6 protein-coding genes are annotated in these 11,434 nt (G+C 57.7%); 5 read left to right on the forward strand and 1 reads right to left on the reverse strand.

Annotated features, from left to right (window positions below; genetic code table 11):
• Window positions 1-28 precede the first annotated feature (28 nt).
• Complete coding sequence (locus Q0Y09_RS00730; RefSeq protein WP_297716456.1) at window positions 29-2,113, reverse strand: chemotaxis protein CheA; 2,085 nt, start codon at window positions 2,111-2,113, stop codon at window positions 29-31.
• Between the two features lie 93 nt (window positions 2,114-2,206).
• Between Q0Y09_RS00730 and Q0Y09_RS00735 the strand changes: the two genes are divergently transcribed.
• From Q0Y09_RS00735 to Q0Y09_RS00755, 5 genes are all read left to right on the forward strand, one after another.
• Window positions 2,207-3,637, forward strand: a complete 1,431-nt coding sequence (locus tag Q0Y09_RS00735; protein ID WP_297716457.1) for a hypothetical protein — start codon at window positions 2,207-2,209, stop codon at window positions 3,635-3,637.
• Window positions 3,624-3,947 (forward strand): EscU/YscU/HrcU family type III secretion system export apparatus switch protein, encoded by a 324-nt coding sequence (locus Q0Y09_RS00740; RefSeq protein WP_297716458.1) that lies wholly within the window; start codon window positions 3,624-3,626, stop codon window positions 3,945-3,947. Before Q0Y09_RS00735 ends, Q0Y09_RS00740 begins: the two co-directional genes overlap by 14 nt.
• A gap of 11 nt (window positions 3,948-3,958) precedes the next feature.
• Window positions 3,959-4,570: a PilZ domain-containing protein gene (locus Q0Y09_RS00745; RefSeq protein WP_297716459.1), complete on the forward strand. Its 612-nt coding sequence runs from the start codon at window positions 3,959-3,961 to the stop codon at window positions 4,568-4,570.
• 72 nt (window positions 4,571-4,642) lie between these two features.
• The gene (locus Q0Y09_RS00750; protein WP_297716460.1) at window positions 4,643-9,553 is read left to right on the forward strand and encodes an S-layer homology domain-containing protein; all 4,911 of its coding nucleotides are present in this window, start codon (window positions 4,643-4,645) and stop codon (window positions 9,551-9,553) included.
• A 90-nt stretch (window positions 9,554-9,643) separates the two neighbouring features.
• Window positions 9,644-11,434: Ig-like domain-containing protein (locus tag Q0Y09_RS00755; protein WP_297716461.1), on the forward strand; the 1,791-nt coding region annotated here is incomplete at its 3' end.

Here is an 11,434-nt window from a genome sequence, read left to right on the forward strand (position 1 = left end):
AGCGTGCCCGTGGGAACAGATCCCTCAATTATAAAGACTGAGCTGCCGCATAGAGGTTTCCTGCGTCCAGAATGATGCTGATATTGCCATCACCAAGGATGCTGCAGCCCATGATGCCATAGTCTTTCACATCAAAATTGTTGATATAGGCCGGGAGCGGCTTTACGACGATCTTCTGCTCTCCCAGCAGCTCGTCTACGAACAGGCAGTAAGAGTAATCACCGGATTCAAGCCAGAGAAGGATGCCCTCTCCGATCTCGTCGGTGCCGCCGGGCAGACGATAGAGGTCCTTGGCGCGGATGACCGGATAGTAATGGTCCATCAACCGAATCATTTCGCCATCTACGGAGTCGCGCAGGATGTCCTGGCTGGACACCTTGAAACTCTGGCGGATGTTGTTGATGGGGATCGTGAAAATCGAGTCGCCGACAGAAACCTCCATGCCGTCCATGATCGCCATGGTCAGGGGGATCCGCATGATGGTCGTCATGCCATGCCCCATTTCGCTGGAGATGGAAACGCTGCCGCCCAATTCCTCGATGCCCTTTTTCACAACGTCCATACCAACTCCTCTGCCGGAAAACTCGGTCACAGTTGCGTTGGTGGAGAAGCCGGGCATCATGAGGAAATTCAGGATCTCACGATGAGAATATTCTACATCGGGGGAAGCCAACCCACTTTTGATGGCTTTTTTGAGCACGTTTTCGTCATTGACGCCCTGACCGTCGTCCCGGATCATGATGATGACCTCGTTGCCGGTATCCTGGGCGGAAAGCGTGATCTCACCGACTGGATCTTTCCCAGCTGCGATGCGCTCTTCCTCAGAATCTTCAATGCCGTGGTCCATGGAGTTGCGGATCATATGCATGATCGGGTCTCCAATGCTGTCAACGATGGTCTTGTCCACCTCGGTATCCTCGCCCACCAGTGTGAGCTTGACCTGTTTGTTCAGCTTTTTGCTCATATCACGCACAATGCGGTTCATCTTCTGGAAGGTATTGGCCATGGGGACCATCCGCAGGGACATGGAAATATCCTGCAATTCATCTGTCAGCTTGCGAAGCTGTCGGGCATTTTTGGAGAATGTATCAAGGTTCAAGCCTTTCAAGTCGGGGGAGGCAGTCACCATGGACTCAGTGATGACGATCTCGCCTACGATTGCGGACAGCATGTCCAGCTTGCTCAGATTTACGCTGATGAGACTTTCCTTCGGGTGCTGAACAGGTGAAGAACTGCTGGTGCTGGAGGTCGGAGTGGCGGCAGGAGCCTTCACAGTGGGCTCGCCAGCGGCATCCGGCTTCGGCGAGGCGGCTTCCACCGCAGGCGCCGGGGCCGGGTGGAAATCATGGGGCTGGTAAGAGCGGACGGAGCCGGCGTCGCGCACGACGGAGATGGCCTTTTCCCGGTCCCCCTCCCGCTTGAACATCAACAAAAATCCCTGTTCGATCACCTGAGCAGATGTGGATGCGTCATTTTCCACAGCGGATGGCTCAAAGAGGAAATCGGACTCGGCACAGAAATCACGAATAGAGGCGACCAGCATGAAAGAGCGCAGATTCTCCATACCGCAGCCCTCGTCAAAGAAAACCCGCAGCTCATAGGGAAATTCTGAATTTCCATCCCCGATGCGTTCCGGTACGGCTTCGGCGTCCGCTGCGGGAGCGGAAGCCTCCTGACCGGAAGGGGCGGACTCCGGGGGCGCCTCCCCTTTAATTTTGGCGATCAGGCTATTAATATTTGAGAGGAAAGCGTCGATATTCTTATCAAGAGGCTGCGCCGACTCGACTTTCTCCATTTCTGCCCGAAAATAGTCAATGGACTGGAACATCAGGTCGAACAGAGTCGGGCGATTTGCTTCGGAAACGACATCCATCGTGTTTTCACGGATGATGAAGAAAAGGTCCTCGATCCGGTGAGAAATGGTCGTAAGCGTATCAAATTCCATCATGGCGGAGGAGCCCTTGATGGTGTGCATAATGCGGAAGATTTCGTTCACATTATCCTGAGAGAACGTATCCGCTTTCTCCGCCTCCAGAATGATATTTTCCAGCTGTTCAAGCAACGTGTTGGTCTCATATATATACATGTCGAGGATTTCGTTTCCACTGCTCATAAATAACACCAGCCTTTGCCTTTTTAGTTTTTATCGACGCTAAAGCGCCAAAAGATAAGGGGCATTTTAAGTTTTTTCTGTGGGGTGAGAGGAATGCCAGATATTTTGGGCGCCACAAATCCGGTCCCTGGCTATGATAAAGCGGTCAGCAATCGAAACATACCTGTTTCTCCGGAGAATACGCAAATACAAAATATTCCGGACCCAAGCAGAGTCGGCAGGACGGATGGCCGGACAGAACAACAGGACAGCACGCTGCAAGGCGATGGACGAGTTCGCTATGACTCCAACTTCCAGACCTTCCTTCAGCGCCTTCGCCAGACGCCGGGAATGGCCGAGAGCCTGTCACAAATCTTCGCCGGAGGAGAGCGCACCATTGTGTCCTCCGGACTGGGCGAGGGCATCGCAGAGGAGATGGCCAAGATCATCGAAATGCTGCAGCTCAGCGGCGAGGACCTGTTGGATTTTTTGAAGGCGCAGTTCAAGGCGGAAACACGCTTCAACGGAGCCTTGTTTGCCCTTTTGCGCACCGCCTACATGAAAGCGGCATCCGATGGCGTCAGGACAGATATCCTGCGCTTTTTGAAGTGCTACGTGAACTTTTCCTCGACGGCCCATGTTGAAGAGAGCATGCTGCGCAATCTTGCAAAAATGGCGGATGCAATGCCCGGCAGCTGGGCGCTGAAGCTCCGGCAGTTGTCGGCGAAGCTGGAAAATGGGATCGCGGCAGGGGACCGGAAGGGAAGTCTGCTCCTGCTTCAGCGGGAAATATTTCCTTATATGGCCGAGTACGTTGAGCGGACGCACGATATGGGTCTGCCCAGAATGCTGCTGAACCTGTTGGCGCTGGATGTCGCGCGGTATGAAAATGGCGCGCAGGAAAACCTTCTGGAGGCGTTTCACCAGCTCGCTGGATATGGGACGCTGAGAGAGCAGCTTGGTAAAATCGACGACGAGGCGCTTCTCGCCCTTCTGAAAAACAGCCAGTTCAACCAGAATTCAAGTGCAGTACAGTTTTCCGAACATCTGGCGGCGGCGGCGGCCAGAGCGCTGCGGGGAGAGGGGAGCGCCGAGGTGCAGCAGGCGTTCTCCAACCTGGTCAGCGCCATGCTGATTAATGAGAGCGTCTATATGCCGATCAACCATTATCTGCTGCCGCTGGAGTGGAATGGGCGGCTGCTTTTTTCTGAACTGTGGGTGGACCCGGACGCAGAGGAGGGCGAGCGGAAAAAGGGCGGCCGCGGGACCGGCGTGAAGATCCTGTTCAAGATGGACGTGCAGGCGCTTGGCTGCTTTGACGTGATTTTAACAAGCCAGGGAAATGAGGCGGACATCCGCATCATGTGCCCCGAAAAGATGCTCCCCTTCTCGAAGCAGATCGAGCAGTCCCTTTCGGAGATATTGGCAAGGAACGACCTGGTCCCATCGAAAGTGATGGTGCGGAAGCAGGAACGTCCGGTCACGCTGACGGAGGTGTTCCCAAAAATCTTTGAGAGGAGGAACAGCATCAATGTCAAGGTATGAGCAGGGCCGCAGTTCTCCTCAAAAGGCGGTTGCCCTCTCTTACGGAGCGGGCGACGCGGCGCCCGTGATCGTGGCGTCTGGAATGGGATATATGGCGGAAAAGATCGTGGAGACAGCCGCGGACCACGGCGTCCCGATCTATGAGGACAATTCGCTGGCGACCATCCTGACACAGCTGCAGTTGGGCCAGGAGATTCCTGAGAACCTGTATCAGGCGATTGTAGAGATCTACGTCTACTTTCTCAACTTCACTCCCGAGACGTCAGACGGGCAGGCCAAGGAATCCGGCACCGGTGAAGCCGGTCAGTGAGGAGGAGCAGTATGGAACACTATCAGGATGACACCCATTTTCTTTTGCTGGACAGCCGAAGCGTCCCCCTCGCCCACGGAAAACTGGAGAGCGCGGTGGATGCGCCGGCGCTTCAAATGCTTGTGCTGAATGGGAAAGCAGACGAGGTAGCCCGACATGAGATCATTCAGATCGCCGGAATGAGGAGCGACAAGCTGGCGATTCAGTGTCAGGTGCTCCGGCAGCGGGGCGAGCGGATCATTCTGAACAAGATCTCGCAGCTCGGTTCGGATTTTCAGAGAAATCTGCGGGTGCCGGTCCAATTTGAGAGCTTTATCTACCCGTTGAGCGGAGCATGGAAAGGGCGGCGCAGCATACAATCCGTGGATCTCAGCTGCGGCGGCATCGCATTTTACAGCAGATACGGGCTGGAGAATGGGGAGCGATTTGAGGTTGTGATCCCAATTACGGCTCAGCCTGTCGTGCTGCGGGGCGAGATTCTTCGTCAGCAGACACTGGCAGGGGAGCGCTGCTTTTATGCGGCGAAGTTTGTGGATATGTGCAACGACGAGGAGTTTATTGTGCGGGAGGCTGTCTTTCGCGTCCAGATACAGGGGGCGGCAGCGGGACCGCGCGGGAGATAGATGATCGGTGGAGGGAGAAAAATAGTGCAGAAAGAAAATAGGAAGCAAATAAATCACGCTTTGATTCTGAGCATGGCAAGATCCGTTCTGATTTTGCTGTGCTGCTTTGGCCTGTTTATCGGATTGACCGCGCGCGCAAGGGCGGCCTCCTGGATGGACCCCTACCTGGATCAGGTGGTGGATTGGGGCATCATGGCAGGCGATAAGGACGGGAACCTGCATCCGGACCGGCAGATCACAAGGGCGGAGTTCGTGACGCTGATTAACCGCGCCTTTGGCCATAAGGAAGTCGGCGCGACGCCGTTCCGCGACGTGCCGGAAAGCGCCTGGTATGCAGAGGATGTGGCGATTGCATACCGCGCGGGGTATTTTGCCGGTACATCTGCCACGACGGCTTCCCCCGAAGCGCCGGTGACCCGGGAGCAGGCGGTTGTCATGCTGGGGCGGAATATGCGGATGCAGGAGGGCGCGGGGTCGATCCTGGACTACACCGACAATACCTCTATGGCGCCGTGGAGCCGCGGCATCATCCAGGAGGCAACGGACATGGGCATCGTGACGGGATACGACGATGGCTCGTTCAGGCCGCTGACCCCCATTACACGGGGACAGGCCGCGACCATCATCACCCGGGCCCTGGGGACGCTGGTCAACAAGCCTGGGGAACAGACTGCGGGCAGCGTCTACGGAAATCTGACCGTCAATACGCCGGGCATCACGCTGAAAGACACTGTGGTGACCGGGAATCTCTACCTCGCCGGCGGCGTCGGACTGGAGAATGTGGTGCTGGAAAATGTCCGGGTCATGGGCAAGATCATTGTCTGCGGGGCCGGCGTGAGCCAGAAGGGTGAGAGCAGCATCATCCTGCGGAATGTGACGGCCCAGGGCCTTGAGATCGACAGCATGACCAGCCACTTTATGAGCGTGCGCGCGGAAGGTCTCACCAATATCAAGGAGACGACGGTGCATACGTCGGCCTATCTGGAGGATATCACAGACGACGGCCTGGGCCTCCAGTACATCAAGCTCGACGGGGCTGAGTCCACGAGTCTCCAGCTCGCCGGCAACATCAAAGAGGTGCTGAACATCACGCCGGGCTCCGCGCTGGCGATTGGGCAGGGCGTAGCGAATAAGGTCACCATAGACGAGCGGGCGCAGAACAGCACGCTGCATATCGATGACAGCGCCTATATCCGCGACCTGAACCTGGATGTCGGGACCACCCTGTCCGGCTCGGGCGACATTGGAAAGCTGTCCGTCAACGCCAGCGGCTCGGTGGTGCCGATGCTGCCGGACCATATTACGGTTCGTCCGGGGGTGTCTGCGGATATCAATGGTGTGGTGATGGACTCCACTCTGGCGGCGGAGTCTTCGGAGGACCCCCGGTTGCTGGCGGGCTATCCCGCCGTGCGGAATGTGGGCCCGAAGGCTGCGGATGTGGTATTCAGCACCAATAAGAGCGGGACCATCTATTGGGCGCTGACCGCCCTGTCCGACGGCTCTGTCGGAGAGGATGCCCTGGTCAATCCAGCCGAATATTCGGCCAAGATCATCAAGAGCGGCACCATCAGTGTCTCGTCCTCCAAGACGGAGCTGAGCACGAAGCTCTCCGGCCTGACGGTGGACGGCTCCTACTACATTTCCGCCATCCTGGTGGACAGCCGGGAGCGCCGCAGCCCTGTGAAGGTAACGGCCTTCACAACGCCGGACGACACCGTACCGAACTTCTCTTCGGGCTATCCCTATGCGCTCATGAGCGACGACGGGGACCAGCAGGTGGTCCAGGCGATGGTCATGCCCACCAAGGACTGCCAGCTGTATTACGCCCTGCTGCCCAAGGGCTCCTCTGCCCCCAAAGCGGAGGACTTCAAGGCGGCGGCTGTCACCGGCAACCTGGGCTACGGCATGATGGACGTGAGAAAGAACACCCAGCATCTGATCCCGCGGGTCAACGCCTCCTACCTGAAAGAGCAGACGGCCTACGACCTGTATCTGTGGCTCAATGACGCGGACAACGGAAAGAGCTCCGCCGTGAAAAAGGTGACCGTGACCACCCTGGACCGGACGCCGCCGGTGCTCCAGCATCTGACCGTGACGGATATGACGGCGAAGTCCGTCACCATGACCTATTCCCTGGATGAGCCAGGCACCCTCTACTGGGCGGTGGTGAAGCGGGGGACGCCCTTTTATGCCAATGGGATCACAGACCCGGAGGACCGCATTGCCAAGATCCAGGTGGAGGCCGGTACCGGCGCACTGAAGCGGGGCAACGGCTCCACGTCCAAGGGGGCCACAGACGCGCGCTTCAACATCAGCGGCCTGGAGCCGCAGACGGCCTATGACCTGTATTTTGTGGCCAAGGACAAGGCCGGCAATTACAACATCTACACAGAGGAACTCAAGCCGCCCATGGAGATCAATACCCTGGACAGCGAGGGGCCGACGGTGGAGCAGGAATTCACCCATGACGGAACAGACAACCCCAAGAACCTCACGCCCTACCCGGACACCTCGATCCGGCTGGTGTTCTCCGAGAGCGTACAGGGCGTCCGGGACGTGGACGGAAAGCAGGTGTACTCCAACTTCCTGGAGCTCTATAAGACGGCGGTCTCTTCCGTCGGAGCGGAAAAGGAGAAGGCGGAAAAGGCGCTGGCCGAGGCGCTGAAGGCCCATATTGCCCTCTATTACAAGCCCATCAGCGGCCAGCCTGTGCAGGTAAAGGACCGTATGGAGAGCGAGGACGATTGGGTGATCGACTACCGCAAGGCGGTGGTGGAGCTGGACCCGTCCGGGAGCGGGCAGATGATCATCACCTTCCCGCACCACAGCACCATGGACAAGAGCGGCCTGAATCTGGCCAGCGGCGCGACCTACTATTTTGAATTGCAGGGGATCGCCGACACCTCTCCCGCCGCCAACCGGATGGAGGGGAACAGAGGGGTCACCAAGCTGCAGGAGTTTACCACCATCGACGCGCAGATGATCTTCTCCAGAGGCAGCGCCACCGGGTCGCTGACTGGTCAAGACGAGATCGTATTCGACATGAATTTCCGCCTGACCCCGGAGACGGCCAGCAGCGTCGAGGCCGATGTGAAGTGGGACCTGCTGTTCTGGTCCAAGTCCAATGTGAAGTTTAAGCTGTATTACCACAATGTGGGTGATGATGTCTGGGTGGAGGTATGTGAAGCCGAGTTCAAGCCCACCACACAGACCCCGGAGGTGGGACTGAGCATTACCAGCAAGGCGGACGAAGACGGTGCGGAGCCCTATACCTTCGCGGCGCTGCGGGAGGCGAAGGACGGTGAGTACGGCATTCTCGTGACGGAGCTGAACGGCTCCGACAAGCGTGCGGACTGGAGCGGAGAGGTGTCCATCGACGTGGTGCCTGTGGCGGGAGACGAGAACTCCCTATCTGCCCTGGCCAACTCCTACCTGACCCCAGAGAGCTACAAAAACCACCAGGCGGGCAATAACAAGGTCAAGGAGATCGGCGTTCCGGCCAAGTACACCGTTTCCCGCCCCTTCCGGGACACTGCGCCCCCCATTTTTATCAACGATTACCCGACCTTTGAGCCGGGGGACTCCGGGGCCAATATGAACATCCAGCTCAGCCGGAACAAGGCTATGTACTACTATGTGGTGACTGAAGTGGGGAAGATTCCCACTACTTTGACAACTGGTGAGCAGATAAAGGAGAGGAACTGGGATAAATTACCGGAAGATGGAGCGCTCCTCCCGCAGGGGGGCGACCCGATCGCTCAGCCAAATGTGAAAGTGCCCACCAGCAATAACATCACAAACCCGACTTATGACGGCCCGATGTATGTGATGGGCTCCGGGAAATACACAGGCGGTGTGTTGCCCATTCGCATTGACGGTTTGAAGGCCAGCACCAGGTATGTGGCCTATTTTGTCCTCCAGGGCGAATCCCAGGAATCCATCTCTGAGGTGTACGCCTTCCGCTTTGAGACGCAGGAGGTCGTCCGCCCGGTCCTGCGCGTGTCCCTGCAAAATCCCTCCGCCACAGTGGCCTCCGTCGGTGAATATCCTAAGGAGGCGGATGTGAAGTATATGATGATCGTGGCAGGTAAGGAGGGCACTACGCTCAAAGAGAAAATGGCTGATTGCTGGGACGCTGAAGCGGCCCGCGACGCAGGGCTGACAAGCGATGAAATAGCCAAATACCAAAAGATGACCCTGCTCCAAGCCATGCAGGAAAGTTATATGGGGCAGGGCAATGAAAGTCTCGGCTCTGTCTTCGATCTCTTTGCTGTGTCAGAAAAGCAGAGACAGGTTGCTGGGGACTTCAATTCGGCAGCTTCTGATGGAAAAAGTATCATGTTAACCGGAGAAATGCGGCTGAACGGGCGCAATAGCTTTACCTCTACGGTGAATTGCGAGAAGGCAATGATTAAGGACAGCCCAACTATGGAGTATTGGTTTGTGGCGATGGGGCGGAGCCCCCTGGGGTCGGGTTACGCGTTCAGCGCGTCTGGATTCCTGTTTTATCCCGACGATACTCCGCCGCAGGTCATTGCACTTACCACGACGACTGATACTTGGCTAAGTGATAATCCCGCTGATGCGGGACGCAAGCCGTACAACTGTACCATTACAATCACATTTGCCAGCGATTTGTATTATAAGGAAAGCACCGACACATATCTTCAGGTCGTGGACAAGTCTGTGCTTGATTTGGGTGTTCAGCCTGGCTATATAAGCTCTGCACTACTGGTTACAGGAGACGGTGTTTCTGTTAAGCATCAAGTAACAGGAACGGAGAATCCGAAGTGTAGGACTTTGATTATTGAGTATAAAAATGCCAGACAAAATGCTCAAGTCACTTTTGATCCGAGGATCGCCAATAGCCATGGAGTTACAGGAAATGAGACACTGAGCATTGTCATGAAATTAGAAAAAAATGAACAAGGACTCTGGGCTCCGAAATTTGAACTGAAATCTTCGGGTTGGGGAGATCTGTAAGCTGGAAAGCAGACACAAGAGGAATCACATGGGAGGGCGGGCGTTTTCGCCTGCCCTCTCCCGCGTATATCATGCAAAGGAGGGCGAGCAATGAATCGAACATGGCAGCGCCCGCTGTGGGTGGGCGTCCTTGCGGCTATGCTGGTCATGGCGCTCGGGATGCCGGCAGCCGCAGCGGACCAGGGGACGATTCGCCTGGAGCCGACAACGCTGTCCCTGGTGGAGGGACAGGAGGGGACCCTGAAAGCGACTGTGAGCGAGGGCTTGAAGGGCTGCACGCTGGACTGGTCGAGCGACGAGGAAGCTGTGGCGACTGTCAAGCCCGCAGTCATCGGAAGCGTGGATGGAAGCGCCGCCTGCACGGTCAAGGCCATCAAGGCCGGGGAGGCCACCATCACGGTCACGGCCCAGCAGGGCGGAAGGGCGGCAGAGACTGCGTCCTGTCAGGTAAAGGTGACCGCGCCGCCGGCCTCCGTGACCGGGGTGGATATTGTGATGCCGGCGGGACAGAATATCGTGGAGGTCGGGGGGACGCTGCAGCTGACGCCGGTTGTCACCCCATCGGACGCCGCCAACAAGGCGGTCACCTGGTCCAGCAAGGATCCCGACGTGGCCGCCGTGGACAAGGACGGCAGAGTGAGCGGCGTGGCCCCGGGAAAGGCCACCATCCAGGTGACCACGGTGGACGGCGGAAAGCAGGACGAAGTTGAGGTGGAGTGCTCCGGCGTCTCCCTGTCCGCCTCCAACCTGAAATTGTTTGTCAACGAGAGCAAGAGCCTCAGCTTCCCGCTCTATGGCATGGCCAAGGGAAAGCTGGTGGAGTGGTCCAGCAGCAACCTCTCGGTGGCCGATGTGAGCAGCGGCAAGATCACAGGCCGCAATCCCGGCACCGCGACCATTACGGCTTCCGTCTATGGGACGGGGTACTCCGCCTCTTGCAGCGTGACGGTGGAGGAGGACCTTGCGGGCGCCATCCAGGCAGAGGTGGAGGCCGGGCAGGTATACAGCTTCTCCGACTCGGGACTGCTCTCCGAGCTGGAGGACTGGTGCGAGGAAAAAACGGGGGGGACCCTGGAGTATGTGACGGGCATGACGGTCCCGACTGCCCAGGGCGTGCTCTACTACGGCTATGTGTCGCCGGACGCCCATGGACACGGGGTGGGCGGAACGGAGAAATACTACCGCCGCGCCGGCGGCGGCCAGAACAGCCTGACCGAGATCTCCTTCGTGCCCCGCTCTGATTTTGACGGGACGGCGATCATCTCCTACACCGGCTGCGCCGACAATGGCAGGACCTTCAACGGCACCATCCGGGTCGAGGTGGAGAAGACGGATGACGTGGCATACAGCACCGCTGAGGGCCGCCCCCTGGAATTCAGCTCGGCAGACTTTGCAGCCGTGTGTCTGGCCCGCACGGGCCGTTCCATCCGTCACATCATCTTTGAACAGCCTGCCTCCAACCGCGGAACGCTCTATTACAAATACAGCGCTGCTGTGGAGTTCTCCCAGCGTGTGGACAGCAGCACGAATTATTACGCCACGGGTACGCCCAGCATCGACCGTATCACATTTTTGCCGTCGCCGGGCTATACGGGCCGGGTGTCAGTGCCGTATACCTGCGTGGACGCCTCCGGCGGGAGCTATCGGGGCAGAGTGACCATCACTGTGTACACCGCAGGAAGTAACGGAACGGGTGATGTGGAATACACGACTGGCGTGGGTGAAGAAGTCACGCTGGATGCGACGGACTTCAACCGGGTCTGTCAGGACACAAACGGCAGAAATTTCTCCTATGTGCGCTTTGAGCTCCCCCGCGCCCGGGAAGGCGTCCTCTACTACGATTATGTCAGCGCCAACCGGTATGACCGGAAGGTGTCGGAG

Origin of the sequence: Intestinimonas sp., from assembly GCF_026169115.1 — a bacterium.
In the GTDB taxonomy this organism is placed as follows: Bacteria; Bacillota; Clostridia; order Oscillospirales; family Oscillospiraceae; genus Intestinimonas.